General features: G+C 74.6%; 10 protein-coding genes. 5 read left to right on the plus strand and 5 right to left on the minus strand.

Annotation, left to right across the window (positions count from 1 at the left end; translation table 11 throughout):
• Window positions 1–217: 217 nt before the first annotated feature.
• The gene (locus NX801_RS14625; protein WP_258788134.1) at window positions 218–1,795 is read left to right on the plus strand and encodes an alpha/beta hydrolase; all 1,578 of its coding nucleotides are present in this window, start codon (window positions 218–220) and stop codon (window positions 1,793–1,795) included.
• Between the two features lie 238 nt (window positions 1,796–2,033).
• On the opposite strand, the gene NX801_RS14630 is transcribed toward NX801_RS14625, so the two are convergent.
• Complete coding sequence (locus NX801_RS14630) at window positions 2,034–2,360, minus strand: hypothetical protein (RefSeq protein ID WP_258788135.1); 327 nt, start codon at window positions 2,358–2,360, stop codon at window positions 2,034–2,036.
• Between the two features lie 263 nt (window positions 2,361–2,623).
• A complete protein-coding gene (locus NX801_RS14635; protein WP_258788281.1) occupies window positions 2,624–5,062 on the minus strand; it encodes an NACHT domain-containing protein in 2,439 nt (812 codons plus the stop codon).
• A gap of 178 nt (window positions 5,063–5,240) precedes the next feature.
• On the opposite strand from NX801_RS14635, the gene NX801_RS14640 reads away from it, so the two are divergent.
• The 3 genes from NX801_RS14640 (at window position 5,241) to NX801_RS14650 (ending at window position 9,245) form a co-directional block, all read left to right on the plus strand.
• Entirely contained in the window at window positions 5,241–6,335 is a 1,095-nt protein-coding gene (locus NX801_RS14640) for an AfsR/SARP family transcriptional regulator (protein WP_258788136.1), read from the plus strand.
• Between the two features lie 143 nt (window positions 6,336–6,478).
• The gene (locus NX801_RS14645; protein WP_309505842.1) at window positions 6,479–7,081 is read left to right on the plus strand and encodes a DUF6585 family protein; all 603 of its coding nucleotides are present in this window, start codon (window positions 6,479–6,481) and stop codon (window positions 7,079–7,081) included.
• A gap of 532 nt (window positions 7,082–7,613) precedes the next feature.
• Window positions 7,614–9,245, plus strand: coding sequence for an FAD-binding oxidoreductase (locus NX801_RS14650; RefSeq protein ID WP_258788138.1), 1,632 nt, complete (start codon window positions 7,614–7,616; stop codon window positions 9,243–9,245).
• Between the two features lie 233 nt (window positions 9,246–9,478).
• Here the strand turns inward: NX801_RS14650 and NX801_RS14655 are convergent, their stop codons facing one another.
• Together NX801_RS14655 and NX801_RS14660 are read right to left on the minus strand one after the other, a co-directional pair.
• Window positions 9,479–9,835 (minus strand): STAS domain-containing protein, encoded by a 357-nt coding sequence (locus NX801_RS14655; RefSeq protein ID WP_258788139.1) that lies wholly within the window; start codon window positions 9,833–9,835, stop codon window positions 9,479–9,481.
• On the minus strand, window positions 9,835–14,322 hold the full coding sequence (locus NX801_RS14660) for a SpoIIE family protein phosphatase (RefSeq protein ID WP_258788140.1): 4,488 nt from the start codon (window positions 14,320–14,322) through the stop codon (window positions 9,835–9,837). The genes NX801_RS14655 and NX801_RS14660 overlap by 1 nt, the downstream gene beginning before the upstream one ends.
• Before the next feature lie 678 nt (window positions 14,323–15,000).
• Between NX801_RS14660 and NX801_RS14665 the strand changes: the two genes are divergently transcribed.
• Window positions 15,001–15,357 (plus strand): STAS domain-containing protein, encoded by a 357-nt coding sequence (locus tag NX801_RS14665; RefSeq protein WP_258788141.1) that lies wholly within the window; start codon window positions 15,001–15,003, stop codon window positions 15,355–15,357.
• Window positions 15,358–15,415: 58 nt separating this feature from the next.
• Here NX801_RS14665 and mgrA read toward each other — a convergent pair whose 3' ends face one another.
• Window positions 15,416–16,462: an L-glyceraldehyde 3-phosphate reductase gene (gene mgrA / locus NX801_RS14670; RefSeq protein WP_258788142.1), complete on the minus strand. Its 1,047-nt coding sequence runs from the start codon at window positions 16,460–16,462 to the stop codon at window positions 15,416–15,418.
• Window positions 16,463–16,578: the final 116 nt, after the last annotated feature.

Consider the following 16,578-nt stretch of genomic DNA (forward strand, 5'->3'; position numbering starts at 1 on the left):
GCCGTCCCGCGTCGTCGCGGTTCGCCCGAACTCTCCGGCGGACGGCCCCGTTACGGATTCGTTCACCGCTTAACGAACACCATGTCCCGCTTATGGGTTAGGTAAAGAAACGCCTGTACGACCTGGCGTCGAGAACCCGCCACACGTGAGGATCCTCCGCAGGACTCATGCCGCGCCGCCGCCGTCGGCGGCGCAGATCACCCTGGGGAGAGACACGTTGAAACGCACCGCAGTGCTCGGCTCGGCCGGCACTCTGATCGCGGGCGCCCTGTTCGCGGGCACGATCGCCGCCCCGGTGGCCACCGCCCATGACCACGGGCGAGGCACCTCGGAGGCGCGCGGCGTCCGGATCGCCGCCGAGCGCGCGGCGGCGAAGGGCATCGACTGGGCGGACTGCCCGGCGGACTGGGGACTGGCCAAGCCGATCCAGTGCGGCTCCGTGTCCGTACCGCTCGACTACGCCCGGCCGTACGGCAAGCAGATCAAGCTGGCCGTGGACCGAATAGGCAGCACGGGAACGCCCGCCGAGCGGCAGGGCGCCCTCCTCTACAACCCCGGCGGCCCCGGTGCCTCGGGCATGCGGTTCCCGACCCGGGTGACCAACAAGAACCCGCTGTGGGCCAACACCGCCAAGGCGTACGACTTCGTGGGCTTCGACCCGCGCGGGGTGGGCCACTCCACGCCCATCTCCTGTGTGGATCCCCAGGAGTTCGTCAAGGCGCCCAAGGCCGATCCGGTGCCGGACAGCGAGGCGGACAAGCGCGCCCAGCGGAAGCTGGCCGCCGAGTACGCGGACGGCTGCGCCGAGCGCAGCGGCGAGATGCTCCCGTACCTGACCACCCCGAACTCCGCGCGCGATCTGGACGTCATCCGCGCCGCGCTCGGTGAGAAGAAGCTCAACTTCCTGGGCGTCTCCTACGGCACCTACCTGGGCGCGGTCTACGGCACCCTCTTCCCGTCCCATGTGCGCCGGCTCATCGTGGACAGCGTGGTGAACCCGGCCCGGGAGAACATCTGGTACCAGGCCAACCTGGAGCAGGACGTGGCCTTCCAGACCCGCTGGAAGGACTGGGAGAACTGGGTCGCGCGCAACGACGCCGCCTTCCACCTGGGCGACACCGCCGCCAAGGTCGAGCGCCAGTGGCTGAAGCTGCGCGCGGCCGCCAAGGCGAAGCCGATCGGCGGCCAGGTCGGGCCCGCCGAGCTCATCGCGTACTTCCAGAACGCCCCGTACTACGACTCCTCCTGGGTGCCGGTCGCCCAGACCTGGAGCACGTACGTGGCCGGTGACACCCAGGCGCTGGTCGACGCCGCCGCGCCCGACATGACGGACGTCAAGGGCAACATCGACGCCGAGAACGGCAACGCCGTCTACACGGCCGTGGAGTGCGCGGACGCCCCCTGGCCCACCAGCTGGCGCAAGTGGGACCGCGACAACACCCGGCTCCACCGCGACAACCCGTTCATGACCTGGTCGAACGCCTGGATGAACCTGCCCTGCGCCACCTGGTCCACCGAGCGGCAGACGCCGGTCGACGTGCGCACCGGAAAGGGCCTGCCGCCGGTGCTCATCGTGCAGAGCACCCGGGACGCCGCCACTCCCTACGAGGGCGCCGTCGAGCTCCACAAGCGGTTCAAGGGCTCCCGCCTGATCACCGAGAAGGACGCCGGCTCCCACGGTGTGACCGGCCTGGTCAACCCGTGCGTCAACACCCGGGTGGAGAACTACCTGCTCACCGGGCAGGTGGACAGCAGGGACGTGGTCTGCGCACCGCACGCCACGCCCAAGCCGTAACCACCCCCGGCACTCCCGGAGGGGGTCTCCGCGTCCGCACCGGCACCGTGTCCGCACGGTCCCGGAGGCGCCGGCCGCCCCCGAGCGGGGCGGCCACGGAGGCCCGGCTCCCGGAGGACCTGGGCCGCCGCGCCGGGATTGCTCCGGCGCGGCGGCCCAGGTACGTCGGGAAGCGGTTCCGCGCACCCGCCCGTCCGGCCGGGTGGCCGGAGCGCCGGATGCGCGGAACCGCTGTGTGTCAGCGCTGCCAGATGCCGCCGAGACCCTCGTGGTCGTAGGCGTAGCCCTCGGCCTGGGTGAGCCCGCTGTGACCGCTGATGTTGGCGTACTTGCCGCCCAGGCCCTCGTGGTCGTACGCCCACTCCACCTGCGTGCCGTAGTCCCCGCCACGCTGGTCGCCGCGGTCGTACTCCCCACCGCGCTGACTGCCGTGGTCGTACTCCTCACCGCGCGGGCTGCTGTGCTCGTACTCCCCGCGGGGGTCGTCGGCGAGGGCCGTGCCGGCGCCGCCCACCAGGGCGGCGGTGGCGAAGGCGACGGCGAGAACGGTCGAGCGAATACGCATGGAATCAACCTCCTGAAGATGGCCAGAGGTGGCCAGTCGTGCCGCTACCGCTACTTCCGCGCCCCACACCCCGGAAAACCGCCGCATCCCGCAAGCCACCCGAACGGCGGCATCGGCGGTGGTGCGGTGTCCCGCCTGTGCCGTAACCCGCGAAGCCCTACCCCCCGAGACGGCCGGGTCTCGTCCGCCGGACGGCGAGCCGCTCGGCCGGGAGCGGACGGTGTCGGGAGCCGACGGTCCCGGGCGGCGGCGGAGGGCGGCGGTCAGCCGGTCCTGCCGCCACGGCTGCCGGGCGATGCCGACGGTAGGGCGCTACGAGGGAATCTCCGTGAGATCCGCCTTCGGCGCGTGGACATCCGCCTGCGGTGCGTATGTGCGAGATGCTGCTGCAGCCGGGCGTGCCGGAACTGGTACACCGCGCCGGCCTGTCGCAGTACGCCCCGCCGGCAGGCGTCCTCGAGAAAGGCCATGACGGCCCAGGGCAGCCGGCCGGTCAACGGCAGCCAGATCCGGGTGAGGACGGCCCACTGGCCCCAGGCGGTCAGGGTCAGGGTGTACCCCAGGGAACCGCCGACGCCCCCGACGACACCCAGGACGAGTCCGTTCACGGGGCTCCAGACCAGTGGCCCCGTGAACCGCCCCAGGAGACCGACGACCGCTCCGGACCCGAATCCGACGATTGCTCCGAAGGCGACCGCCCAGAGGACCAACCGGGCGGTGACGGTACGGCGGTTCGCGCCGAGGAGAGACCGCGGGTCGACCGCGGAACGGATGTCCAGAGGCGTCTCGAAGAGGCCGAGGAGGCAGAAGGTGAGACCGGTGCCGCCGCCGAAGACCAGGCACATGACGCTCCCGTCGATGAGCACGGTGCGCAGCCCGTCCGAGAGCCCCGCCCCCCGGGTCGTCACCTTGACCACGCCGATCACGCCTCCGTAGCCGAAGCCGAAGACCGCCCCGCCCAGGGTGCCGATCACCAGACGGGGACCGGCGCTCCACTGGAGGGGCCCGGGTCTGCCGCGGATCCGCAGCCGGACGGCCGACGGTGTCACGGGCAAGTCCTTGACCGTGAACGTGAGCCAGTGCGCCAGCCCGAACATGAGCCCGGACAGAAGGCCGACGGCCGTCGCGTCCACGATGGTCTGCGGGACCGAGAGCGGCAGCACGGTGATGACGGCGCCGTCGACGAGTCCGATGGCCAGCCCTGTCAGAAGAGCGGTGATCAGGGTGCGGGTGGAGCGGCGCGGCCCGCTGCCGAGCCGCCACCATGCCAGGTCGGGGGTCCCGAGCCGGTCGAGATGATGGGCGAGATGGCCGAGCCAGCGCTGGGCGCGTTCGAAGCCGGGGCCCGGGACGGGCGCGGGCACGGCGCCGCGGGGGCCGGGTCGGGGGCGGTAGACGGTGGGGAGGAAGTTGTCCAGAAGGTGTTCCTCCAGCGCCTCCTGGGTGCCGAACCGCTCGGTGTCCAGGAGCGAGGCCGGGTCGTGGTCGGGAGTGTCGCTGTAGATGGTGCGGGCCAGCGCGACCATCAGCGGGGTGGTCAGGACCCGGGCGAGGGGCGGCACGGGCCGCCGGCGGGCCTGCTCGCGCAGCTCGGTCAGGACCGGGTCCCAGGTGTTCGCGGCGGGGAGCGTCCGGCCGGACTTGCGGGTGGTACGGGGAAGATAGCCGGCCAGGTCGTCGAGGGTGAGGTCGGTGAGCTCGATCGCGGCGGCGGAGGTCAGCACATCGGTCTCGGCGACCGCGGCGGCGTATTCGGCGGGACGGCTGGTGAGCAGGAGCGGCAGGGGGGTGGCGTTGAGCGCCTCCAGCGCGGGGCGCCGCAGGCCGTCGGCCATCTCGTCGAAGCCGTCCAGGACGGGGAGCACGCGGCCCGACTCGACCAGCTCGGCGGCCAGGCTGCGTCCGCCGGAGCCCTGTACGGCATGGCCGGGGTAGTCGCGGGTCAGCTGGGCGGCCAGCCAGTCCCGCAGGGTGAGGGCGGTCGGGTCCCAGGCGCCGATGCTGAAGATCACCGGAACCGGGTCGCCCGGTTCACGGGAGGCCAGGTGGTCGAGGACGAAGCGCAGGGCCAGCACCGTCTTTCCGGAGCCGGATCTGCCCAGGATCACCAGGCGCCCGGACGGGACGCGCCGGTAGGTGCCGGCGATTCCGTCGAGCCGGCCGGCCAGGTCGAGGGCGCCGGCGGTGGCCTCCGGAGGGAGCCGGAGGATATTGGCCCAGTGGTCGGTCAGGTCCTCGCGGGCCGTCCGCCACCGGACCGGCAGGGGGAACGGGTCCTGGATACGGCGCTGTTCCTCTTCGTGCCGCCAGCGGGCCCGCACCAGCCGCGCGAGGAGCCCGCCGGGATCCTCCGCCGGGCCGGGTGGTGCCGGAGCCGGTCCGTCCGGCGTGCGCCGGGCCGCTCCGGAGGCGCCGGTCATGGAGCCGTCCGCTCCGGAGCCGCTGGTTCCGGGGTGCCGGTCCGGTGCCGGTGCCTCCGCCAGCAGGCCGGCGGCCCGCAGCAGCTCCTCGCGGTCCCCGGGCGGCGGTTCCAGCGCGCCGGCCAGCTGCTGGACCGTCGTCATCCGGGGGTTGGCGCGCTGCCCCGTCTCCAGACCCCGGATGGTGCGCACGCTCACCCCGGAGCGTTCCGCCAGCCCTTCCTGGGTCAGCCCGGCCTCCCCCCGCAGCCTCCGCAGCACATCCCCGAATTCACCGGCCACCACGTACGGCCCTCCTCCCCTTGGACACCGTTTCCGCAGACCGGGGACTGTAGCGCGGCCACCGGCCACATATGGCCGCCGCGATGGCCTGTCCGCGCCCCCTCCACCGGGACCACCTTCGACGGGACCGAACACACCGACCGGCCGGCCCGACCGGTCCGGGAAGGGGGAACGCTCGATGACGACCACGGCCGCCCGCGAGGGGCACCCGGACGTCCCCGTCCTCACCGCCGCGGAGCGCGCGGCGCTCTACGCGCTCGGCTGCGGCCTGGCGGACGCCGAGATCGCCGACGCCCTCGCGCTGCCCGAGCCCGCGGTGGCCGGGCTGCTGGGGCATGTCATGGCGAAGCTGGGGCTGCGGGACCGGGCCGGCGCCATCGTGCACGCCTTCGACTGCGGTCTGGTCGTGCCGGGCAGGGGCCCGCGACGACGGGTGCCCGGTGCGGCGCAGCGGACCGGCGCCCGCCGCGACCCGGAGCCGGCACCCGGCCCATGGGTCCGGATCTCCGTACTGGGCCCCCTGCGGGCCTGGGTGGCGGGACAGCCCGTGGACATCGGCCCGCTGCGCCAGCAGGCTGTACTGGCGGTGCTGGCGATGAGCCCGGACCGGTCGGTCGGCCGGGAGGAACTGCTCAGCGGCGTCTGGGGGATGGAGTACCCGGGCGGGAACGCCGTACCGGTCTATGTGTACCGGCTGCGCAAGAGCCTGCGTCTCGGGCAGCGCACGGACGCGGTGATCACACGCGACCGGAACGGCTACCGGCTGGCGCGCGGCGTGGCCGAGGTGGACGCGGCCTGCATGGAGGACCTCGCGACCGCCGCCGGCGCGGCCGAGCGGGCCGGTGACCTGGCCGAGGCGGTACGGCTGTGCGGCCGGGCCCTGGAGCTGTTCCACGGTGAGCCGCTGGCCGGGCTGCCGGGCCCGGCGGCCGAGGCACAGCGGCTGCGCCTGGTCGAACGCCGGGCCGCTCTCGTACGGCGAAGGGCCGGCTGGCAGTCGCGCCTCGGCCGGATCGCCGAGGCCACCGCCGAGCTGTCCGCCCTGGTCCTGGAGCGGCCGCTGGACGAACCGGCCGCCGCACAGCTGATGGGCGCGCTGCGGCGGGCCGGCCGCCCGGCCGAGGCGGTGGCCGTCTTCGACCGCGCCCGCCGTCGGCTGGCCGAGGACCTGGGCGTGGCCCCCGGGGACGAACTGCGGCGGGCGCGCGGGGCGCTCGTACGGAGCGAGGGCGCGGGCGCGGGACCGCGGCCCGGCCGGGCGGTCGCGAGGTGACAGGGGGGAGCGGGCCCAGCCGAGCCGAGGAGTTGCTGCTGGCACAGGTCTCCGCGGCCGCCGGGCGGGCGCGGCTCGGCAGGCGGCACGCCACGTACCGGACGCCGGCGCCCGGGGCCACCGCGCGCACCGGATGGAAGGCGGTGGCCGGGGCGGTCCGGCGGGCCGTCACGGCCGGCACGCGCCCCCGGGGGCGCCGGGGCCACGGGCCGGCCGCACAACCGGGGGAACGGCTCGACCTGTACGAGCACGGCGTGACCACCGCCATCGGCGGGCGGATCCAGGTGGTTCGCTACGACACCACCGAGGTGTACCTGCGCCCGGTGCCGTCCGCACGGGGCGGCACCCGTGCCTGCGTACTCACCTGCCTCACCGACGCCGACGGCGAGCCGGTCGTGCTGCCCGACGGCGGCTTCGGCCCCCCGGAGTGGCAGGACCGGATCAGACGGGCCGTCACCGGCGCCCAGGTGCCGCGTGCCCTGGACGCACTGACCCGGGGGGCCCGGCTCACCTTCGGGGCGGTCTGGATCACCGAGGACGCGATCGGCACCGGCGGGGTGTCCCTGCGGTGGACACAGGTCCAGCGGCTCGGCGTCGTGGACGACCGGATCGCCCTGCGCGCCACCGGGCAGTGGCAGGTGTGGCCGGCGGTGGCGTCGAGCACCCCGAACCTGTTCGTCCTGCGGGCGCTGACCGAACGTCTGGCCGGTACCGCACCGGGGGACGGCGGCCGGGCCGACGACTGACGCGCCGCGCCCCGGTCCTCCGGCGGTCCGCCGGGCGGAACCGGAGGCCCTCCGGCTCCCCGCCCCTGGCGGGGGCCGGGGGACCCCGGGAGGCCGGAGGGCGGAGAGACCGAGCCCGGAGGCGGGGGCGGGAACGGAAGGCTCGGGGGACGAGGTGGGGCACCGAGGACTGGAGGACGGGGACCGGGGGTCGGGGATGGGGGACGGAAGACCGGCGACCCGGGGGCGGGGCCCGGGCGGTGGCGACAACCACGAGCGGCTGCTCGGGAGACCGGCGACCCGGGGACGGGGGGCCGAGGACCGGAGGACGGGAACCGAGGGGACCGGGGACCGGGGGACAGGGCAGAAGAGCGAGGACCGGAGGTCGGGGGCCGGGGGGCAGGGGGCAGGCGTGCACGAGGTTTCACGAAGTCATCACCCCTCCGGGGCAACCCGGGGCTCCCTCCCGCCCGTCCCCCTCACTGCCGGGGCCGGACGATCACGAGCCGGTCCCGGGGCACGGACAGCACGCGGGACGAAGGGGGCAGTACGGATGAGCCGCGAAACGGCAGGCCGACGGGCGGAGTTCGGGCGGCGGGGGCTGCTCCGGGCCGGTCTGGGAGCCGGGGCAGGGGCCGCCGGTCTCGGCGCCGGGATCGCCGCGGCCGGACCCGCGACGGCGGCCGGAACCACCACCGCGCGAGGCTCCTCGGCGGTGGCCCGGGCAGCGGGCCGGGCGGCCGGCCGGGTGGCACTGGCCGCGGCGTGGACCGCGCTCGGCAAGGGGCTGGACGGGAGCCTGCTGCGCCCCGGCGACCACGACTACGACACGGCCCGGCAGTTGTTCAACCCGCGCTTCGACGGGGCCAGGCCCGCCGGTGTGGCGTACTGCGCCGGGCCCCAGGACGTGCGCGAGTGCCTGGCGTTCGCCCGGCAGCACGGCATACCCGTCGCCGTCCGCAGCGGTGGCCATTCCTACGCCGGCTGGTCCAGCGGCAACGGAAAGCTCGTGATCGACGTCCAGCGGATGGCGAAGGTGGCCGTCTCGGGTTCCACCGCCACCGTGGGCGCCGGCGCCAAACTCATCGACGTCTACGACCGGTTGACCGCCACCGGCCGGACCATACCCGCCGGCTCCTGTCCCACCGTCGGCGTCTCGGGGCTGGCGCTCGGCGGCGGCATCGGCGTGGTGGCCCGGGCGTACGGGCTCACCTCCGACAGCATCACCGGCGCCGGCATCGTCACCGCCGACGGCCGGCTGCGCCAGGTGGACGCCACCCATGACCCCGACCTCTTCTGGGCGCTGCGCGGCGGCGGCAACGCCAACTTCGGGGTCGTCACCTCGCTCGGCTTCCGCACCCACGCGGCGCCCTCCTGTGTCACCTTCTTCCTCTCCTGGCCGTGGTCCCGGGCGGCCGACGTGGTCCGCGAGTGGCAGCGCTGGGCGCCGGACAACCCGGACGAGATTTGGGCCAACCTCCATCTCTCCGCCCCGGCCGGCGGTCGCCCCGGGCGGGTCCGGGTGGGCGGGCTCTCGCTCGGTACCCGCTCCGACCTGCTCAACCGGCTCGACAGGTTCGCGGACCGGGTCGGCGTCCCGGCCTCCTCGGTGTCGGTGAACCCGCACACCTTCATGGACGCGATGAAGATCATGGGCGGGGTGTCCGGCCGGACGGTCGCCCAGGCCCACCAGCGGGGCACCCTGCCGGGCCGTACCAAGGAGGGCGGGGTGGCCCGGGAGTCGTACGCCGCCCGCTCCGACTTCTACACCCGGGACATCCCGGAGGCAGGCGTCCGGGCGCTGCTCGCCCGGGTGGAGGCGCTGGCCAAGCTGAGCGGCGGCGGAGCCGGGAGCGTCGCCCTGGACTCGCTGGGCGGAGCGGTGAGCAGGGTGAAGCCGGCCGCCACCGCCTTCGTCCACCGCGACGCGCGGTTCCTCGCCCAGTACATCGTCTCCTGGCCGGACCGCGCCCCGGCGGCGACGGTCGCTGGCCATCAGGAGTGGCTGAACGGCACCTACGCGGCGATGCGGAGCTGGGCGAGCGGCTTCGCGTACCAGAACTACACCGACCCGGCGCTCCGGGACTGGCGGAGGGCCTACTTCGGAACCAACGCCGACCGTCTGGCGCGGATCAAGCAGGAGTACGACCCCCAGCGGGTCTTCGGCTCGCCGCAGGGCTTCTGAGCGACGCCGCTCAAGGGGGCCGCCGGAGGGCGGGAGCCTCCCGTACCACCGGGGCGGGCGGGGGCGCGGGCCCCGTGGCCCGATCGCGGGAACCCGGCCGCCGGGGTCCCGGGCGGCGGCTCCCGGCCCGGCCCTGGGCGCCGGTGACCGGGCCCCGGCAGCGCCTCCCCTCGGGCCGGCGGCGCCGCCGGTCGGACCGGAGAGACGTCCCGTCGGACCGGAGAGGCGTCCTGTCAGGCCGGCGGGGTGTTCCCGCCGCCCGCCGGGGCGCCGGGAACACCGGGAACACCGAGGCCGTCGGGGACACCGGCGTGCACGGTGGTGAGCGAGGCGAGCCCGGAGACCGTCAGCACCGGGTCCAGCAGCGGAGTGGCGATCAGCTGGATGCGGTGGGCGTGGGCGAAGAGCACCGTGAGCCCGGCGCTGTCGAGGTAGTCGACCGCCGTCAGATCCACCACCACCGGTCCCGAGGTGCTGTCCAGCGCGGCGGCGAGGGCGTCGGTGTTGCTCATGTCGATCTCCCCGGCGGCCGTCAGCAGCGCGGTGCCGTCCGAACGGCGGCCGGGGGTGAGGGTGAGCGGGGTGGTCATCAGGCGATCCTCGTATGCATGTCGACGGTGGTGCCCGTCGGTCCGGGGGTGACGGTGACCTGCTGCATCATCGCGCGCATGAGTGTCATACCGCGACCGCGGTGGGCGTTGGCCTCCGGTCGGGGTGTCTTCCACCGGCCGCTGTCGGCCACGGTGAGACGCACATTGTCCGTGAACGCCTCGGCGCGCAGCCGGACGGTGTCACCCGGGGCGTCGCGGTGGCCGTGCTCAATGGCGTTGGCACACGCCTCGCCGGCCGCGACCAGGATGTTCTGGGCGGTCCCGGGCGGCAGGTCGCACCGGTCGAGCCAGCCACGCAGCGCCTTGCGCACGGGGGCCAGTTGACCGGACTCGGCGGGGAAGGACACCTCCAGCGGCGCCGGGTGACGGTAGAGCAGCAGGGCCACGTCGTCGTCATAGCCGCCGGCCGGTGCCAGCCGGACCATGACATCGGTGGCCAGTTTGTCGACGGCGGTGTACCGGCCCTCCTGAACGGCCGTGCTCGCCTGGTCGATTCCGGCGGTCAGCGGCCGCCGCCGGCGTTCCACCAGGCCGTCGGTGTAGAGCAGCAGGGTCGCCCGGGCGGGCATCACGCACTCGCCCTCCGGCCGGGTCCCGCCCGGCCGGACGGCCAGCGGCAGGGACCGCCCGTCGTCCAGCAGCCGGGTGGTGCCGTCGGGACAGGCGAGGATGCCCGGCGGATGGCCCGCGCTGGAGTAGGTCAGACGCCCGGTCTCCGGGTCGAGCACCCCGCAGAAGACGGTGGTGCACATCGCGCCCGGCACTCCGGCGGCGAACCGGTCCAGCGCCATCAGGGTGCGCGCGGGCCCCGAGTCCTGGAGCAGCAAGGCCCGGCAGGCGCTGCGGAGCTGGCCCATGACGGTGGCCGCCTCCAGACCGCGTCCCACGCAGTCCCCGACGACGATGCCGATCCGGCCGTCCGGCAGGGTGACGGTGTCGTACCAGTCGCCGCCCACCTCCAGCGGCCGGCCGGCCGGCTCGTAGCGGACGGCGAACCCCTCGGGCAGCCGGGACGGGCCGAGGATGGCGCGCTGGAGCGCGATCGCGGTCTCCCGCTGCTGGTCGATCTGGTGGACCCGGGCCAGCCCCTGGGCGAGATGACCGGCCAGCAGCGCGAGCAGCAGTTCGTCCTCACTGGTGAAGGGCCGGTGGCCCAGGTCGATCCAGAGCGCCATCGGGCCGTCCGGATGCTCCAGCAGAATGGTGGCCCCGGTGGCGTCGGCGGCCGGTGTGAGCGGTGGCCGCTGCCGCACCCCGGCGAGCGCCCCGCGCCGCTCCTCGGAGAGCTGGTCCCAGCCGTCCGTGGCCGCGCCGCCCGAGGCGGCGCCCGTGCCCGTGCCGGAGTCGGTACCAGTGCCGGTACCGGGCTCGGAGCCGGTACGAGGACGAGTACCGGTACCAGTGTCGGTGTCGGTGAGGACGGGATCGTCGCCGTAGCCGAACACGGCGGCGAGCACCCGGCGGGCGTTCCACACGTCCTTCAGCTGGCGCAGCGCGTCGGCGAGGGCCTCCGGCAGGCTGGTGGCCTGGGACAGCCGGGTGCTCAACGCCGCCAGCGCGCTCTCCCGCTGGACGGCGTAGTGCTCGGTGGTCACATCGCGGAAGGTGCCGACGGTGACGGCCCGTCCGGTGTCCGGATCCCGGGCCCGGTTGAAGGTCGCGCGGACCCACAGCCGGTGTCCGTCGCGGTTGTCGAGCGGGATGGTGTGGCTGCTGCCGCCCTGCCCACCGGTCAGCGCGGCGAAGGCGGCGGCGACCTGTCGGTGTGCCTCCGGATCGGTCTCCGCCGCGGGCCACCAGGGGTGGCGCGGCCGGTAGGGCAGGCCCTCGGGGCCGTATCCCAGGATGTCGGTGAAGGCGGCGTTGATCTCGATGACGGCGCCCTCCTCGTCGCAGACGAAGAACGCCTCCTGCAACGAGTCCACCAGCGCGGTCCGCCAGCGGGCATGGTGGGTGCGCAGCCGGGCCAGCTCCACATTGGCCCGGACCCGGGCGAGCAGTTCGGCGGCGGCGAACGGCTTGACCAGATAGTCGTCGGCGCCCGCCTGAAGGCCCTCGATGGATGACTCCTGACCGGCCCGGGCGGAGAGCAGCAGCACCGGCACCGAGGCGGTGCGGGGTTCGCCGCGCAGCGCCGCGACCAGGGCCAGACCGTCCAGCCGGGGCATCATCACATCGCTGACCACCAGGTCGGGGGCGTCCGCCCGGGCGGCGTCCAGTGCCGCCCGGCCGTCCTCGACGGCGCTCACCAGATAGCCCGCGCCCCGGAGGATACGGGCGAGATAGTCGCGCATGTCCGCGTTGTCGTCCGCGATCAGCACCCGCGCCGGGGCCACCGGTGCCGGGGTGTACCCGCCGGACCCCGGCGAGGTCACCGCGCCGGGTTCACCGGCGTCCGGGGCGGCGGGCGCACCGCCGGTCCGTACACCGTCGGTCCGTACACCGCCGGGTTCGCCGCCGGTCCGGACACCGCCGGGTTCGCCGCCGGTCGGTGTGCCGGGCACGAGGGCGGCTCCGGCGTTCCCGGCCTCCCCGGCCTCCCCGGGCCTGTCAGGGTCCCCGGCCTTCCCGGCGTCGTTCCCCTCCTTCCCGGTGTCGCTCTCGACCCGTCCCGCGTCCGGGCGCCCGTCGGGCAGCCAGCGCAGGGCCTCCTGCACATACGGGTCGGCGGCGGAGGTGGCGTCGGTGCGGCCCGCGCCGGGGGTCAGCGCGTCGGCGGGCAGATGGCCGGAGCCGTACGGCAGCCGGACGGTGAAACGGGTGCCCCGGCCCTCGGTGCTCTCCGCGTCGATGGTGCCGCCGTGCAGCGCCACCAGCTCCGAGACCAGGGCCAGGCCGATGCCACTGCCCTCGTGGGAGCGCGAGCGGGCGTTCTCGATCCGGTGGAACCGTTCGAAGAGGCGGGGCATCTCCTCCGCCGGGACACCGATGCCGGTGTCCGTCACCGTCACCACCGCCCCGCCGCCGTCCGCCGCGCGCACCGAGACGGTGACCGAGCCCTCGAAGGTGAACTTCAGCGCGTTGCTGAGGAGATTGAGGACCACCTTCTCCCACATGGAGCGGTCCACGTGCACCGGCTCGTCCAGCGGCGGGCAGTCCACCCGGTAGTCGAGACCGGCCCGTTCCATGGCCGAGCGGAACCCACTGGCCAGCTCGGCGGTGACGGCGGCCAGGTCGACCGGCTCGTAGCTCGCCCGCATCCGGCCGGCCTCGATCCGGGAGAAGTCCAGCAGGGTGTTGACCAGTTTGCTCAGCCGCAGCCCGTTGCGGTGGACGGCCTCCAGCTCCTCCCGTACCCGCTCGTCGGCCCCGGCCAGCCGGGTGCGCAACTCCTCCACAGGGCCCATGATCAGGGTGAGCGGGGTGCGGAACTCATGGCTGATGTTGGAGAAGAAGGTGGTCTTGGCGCGGTCGAGTTCGGCCAGTTCCTCGGCCCGCCGCTGCTGGTCCTGGTAGCTCCGGGCGCTCGCGATCCCGGTCGCCACATGCCCGGCGGCCAGTTCCACGAACCCCCGGTACGCGTCGTCCACCGCCCGGTACCGGTTCAGCCCGGCCACCAGGAAGCCGGACGGCGCGTCGCCCTGCTGGAGCAGCGGCACCAGCAGCGCCTGCCGGGGCGGCTCGGGCCAGGCACCGGCCGGAAGCCCCTCGAACGGGGCGCCGTCCAGCTCCACCAGGGCCGTTTCGCCCCGCGCCGGTACGGCCGCCGGCCACACCCCGCCGTCCGTGCCGGCCGGCAGGGTCTCCGGGGCGGCCGGATGCCCGGCGGGCAGACCGGTCGTCCCGATCAGCCGCGCCGAACCGTCCTCCCCGAAGAGATAGGTCAGGGTGAACGGCAGATCCCGGGGGTTGCGGCCGAGCTGCCGGCCGGCGAACGCCAGCGTCTCCCGCTCGGTGCGCACCACGCTGGGGTCCGAGCCCAGGTCCCGCAGGGTCGCCATCCGCCGCGCGCCGATGACCCGTTCGGTCTCCTCGCTCACCACGCACAGCATGCCGACCACCCGGCCGTCGTCGTCCCGCAACGGGCTGTAGGAGAAGGTGTGGTACGTCTCCTCGGGATAGCCGGCCCGCTCCAGGAAGAGCAGCAGACCCTCGTCCCAGGTGGCCTGCTCCGTGGTCAGCACCGTCTGGATGCGCGGTCCGGCGTCCCCCCACGCCTCGGCCCACACCTCGCTGGACGGCCGGCCCAGCGCCCAGGGGTACTTCCGGCCCAGGGTGTCCCGGCGGTAGGCGTCGTTGCAGAAGAACGTCAGCTCGGGACCCCACGCCATCCACATCGGGAAGCGGGAGGACAACAGGATGCTCACGGCCGTCCGGAGGCTCTGCGGCCACTCGTCCGGTGGCCCGAGCGGGGTCGCTGCCCAGTCCACCCGGGCGAGATCCGCGCCGACCTCTCCGCCGGCCGCGAACACCCCGGCCGGGGCCGCCCGCCGGGGCTCCCGCCCCGCGTCCTCGGAACGTACCACTCGAAACCCTTTCCGTCCCCGTCGCTCGTCCCCCGGAACGACCGCCTGCCCACCGCGCACCTGCGCGAATCGCCCGCGCGGATGTGCGGGACACCACTCCCGGGCCCGGCCCCGCGGTCACGGCACGCCCCCCGGGCGGCTGACCGCACGGCACCCCGCCGGTTCCGGCTCCGGCCCGCGGGCCGGGCGACCGTCGGGGCCCGGCGCCGTGATCCGTAGGATAAGGCAGCCGCCCCACCAGCGGGCGTGCCCGCGGTGACCGGCCACGGACGGGAAGGGGACGGAACGAGTGAACGACGGCGCCCGCCTTCCCGAAGCGCCCCTCCGCCCCCCGTGCTCCCGCCCTCGCCCCTGCTCGTGCCGCCCGTCCCCGCGCCGTCACCGCTCCGTCCGACGGCCGTGCCCGCGACGGCCGTGCTCATGCCGTGCGTGCTCCCGCCGTGCGTGCTTCCCCCGTGCGGGCTCCCGCCGTGCGGGCCGGCGCGGCCGGGGCCCGCGACGGGGCTCTCCGGCAGCGGACCTACGGCCGGGGCCTGTCGGGCCGGGGCCACGACGGGGCTCCGGCGGGCCGGGTGACCGGCCGGGACCGGCCCGGCGAAGACCCGGTGCCCGTCCCGTCCGACCCGCTCATGCCCCTCATGACGTTTCGCCGCGTCCCACCCGCACAGGAGAACCGGTGTGACCGACCGCACCCTGACCGTCACCCGCCGGGCCCACCCCTCCGGCGCCACCGTGCTCACCGTGACCGGTGAGCTCGACCACCACACCGCTTCCCATCTGAGCCATGCCCTGACACAGACGCCCTTCGGGCCCGACGCCCCGGTGGTGATGGACCTGTCCGGGCTGGAGTACTGCGACTCCACCGGGATCACCGTGCTGGTCACCGCCTACCAGCGGGCCCAGCAGGCGGAGGCGCCGCTGCTCCTGGCCGGGCTCGGCCCCGAACTGATGCGGATCATCCGGATCGTGGGCCTCGACCAGCTCTTCACCTTCCGCCCGACCGTCGAGCTGGCCATCGCGGAGCTGCGCACCTGAGCCCGGGCCGCCGGTGGGGAGCGGGGGCCGCGCCACCGGGCGCGCCCCCCGCCGGGGGTCAGTCGAGCAGCCCGCTGCGGGCGTCGTGCCAGAGGTCCACCCCACCGTCCGAGACGGTGAGCCGGTCGATCTCGGCCAGCTCCTCCGGGGTGAAGTCGAGACGGTCCAGGGCGGCGACGTTCTGCTCCAGCTGCTCGGTGCGGGAGGCTCCGATCACCAGCGAGGTCACCCGCTCGTCCCGCAGCGCCCAGGCCAGCGCCAGCTGCGCCAGTGTCTGCCCGCGCCGCCCGGCGATCTCGTTCAGGGCGCGGAGCCGGCGCAGCATCTCCTCGGAGAGCCAGTCCCGGTCGAACGAGGTGCCCCGGGCCGCCCGGGAATCGGCGGGCACGCCGTCCAGGTAACGGCCGGTCAGCAGGCCCTGGGCCAGCGCGGTGAAGCCGATGACCCCGATGCCCTCGTCCTGGGCCGTGTCGAGCAGGCCCTCGGTCTCGATCCACCGGTTGAGCATCGAGTACGACGGCTGGTGGATCAGGAGCGGAGTGCCCAGCTCCCGCAGGATGGCGGCGGCCTGGCGGGTGCGCTCGGCGTCGTACGAGGAAATGCCCACGTACAGCGCCTTGCCCTGGCGGACGGCCGTGTCGAGCGCGCCCATCGTCTCCTCCAGCGGCGTGGTGGCGTCCAGCCGGTGGGAGTAGAAGATGTCGACGTACTCCAGCCCCGTGCGGCGCAGCGACTGGTCGAGCGAGGCGAGTACGTACTTCCGGGAGCCGCCGCCCTGGCCGTACGGGCCCGGCCACATGTCCCAGCCCGCCTTGGTGGAGATGACCAGCTCGTCGCGGTACGGAGCGAGGTCCTGCCGCATCAGCCGGCCGAAGTTCAGCTCCGCGGCGCCGTACGGCGGGCCGTAGTTGTTGGCCAGGTCGTGGTGGGTGATGCCCAGGTCGAAAGCGCGCAGCGCGATCTCCCGCTGGGTCTCGAACGGCCGGTCGTCGCCGAAGTTGTGCCAGTAGCCCAGGGACAGCACGGGCAGATCGAGGCCCGAGCGCCCGGTGCGCCGGTACCGCATGGTCCCGCTGTAGCGCCGGGGGTCCGCGAGGTGGTTCATGGTGGTGGCTCTCCACGGGTGGGGGAGTGGACGGGCGGGCGCGTGCCCCGGTGGGTGCCCGGGACGGCGAGCGCGCCGGTGGGGATGCCTGGGCGCCGGGAGTGGTTCCGGGGCCG

Origin of the sequence: Streptomyces pyxinae (assembly GCF_024756275.1) — a bacterium.
Lineage (GTDB): Bacteria > Actinomycetota > Actinomycetes > Streptomycetales > Streptomycetaceae > Streptomyces > Streptomyces pyxinae.

Excerpts from the sequence above, each read along its gene's own strand:
- NX801_RS14640 (WP_258788136.1), top strand. The coding sequence starts at position 5,241 with ATGACGACCACGGCCGCCCGCGAGGGGCACCCGGACGTCCCCGTCCTC.
- NX801_RS14650 (WP_258788138.1), top strand. The coding sequence starts at position 7,614 with ATGAGCCGCGAAACGGCAGGCCGACGGGCGGAGTTCGGGCGGCGGGGG.
- NX801_RS14630 (WP_258788135.1), bottom strand. The coding sequence starts at position 2,360 with ATGCGTATTCGCTCGACCGTTCTCGCCGTCGCCTTCGCCACCGCCGCC.
- mgrA (WP_258788142.1), bottom strand. The coding sequence starts at position 16,462 with ATGAACCACCTCGCGGACCCCCGGCGCTACAGCGGGACCATGCGGTAC.
- NX801_RS14655 (WP_258788139.1), bottom strand. The coding sequence starts at position 9,835 with ATGACCACCCCGCTCACCCTCACCCCCGGCCGCCGTTCGGACGGCACC.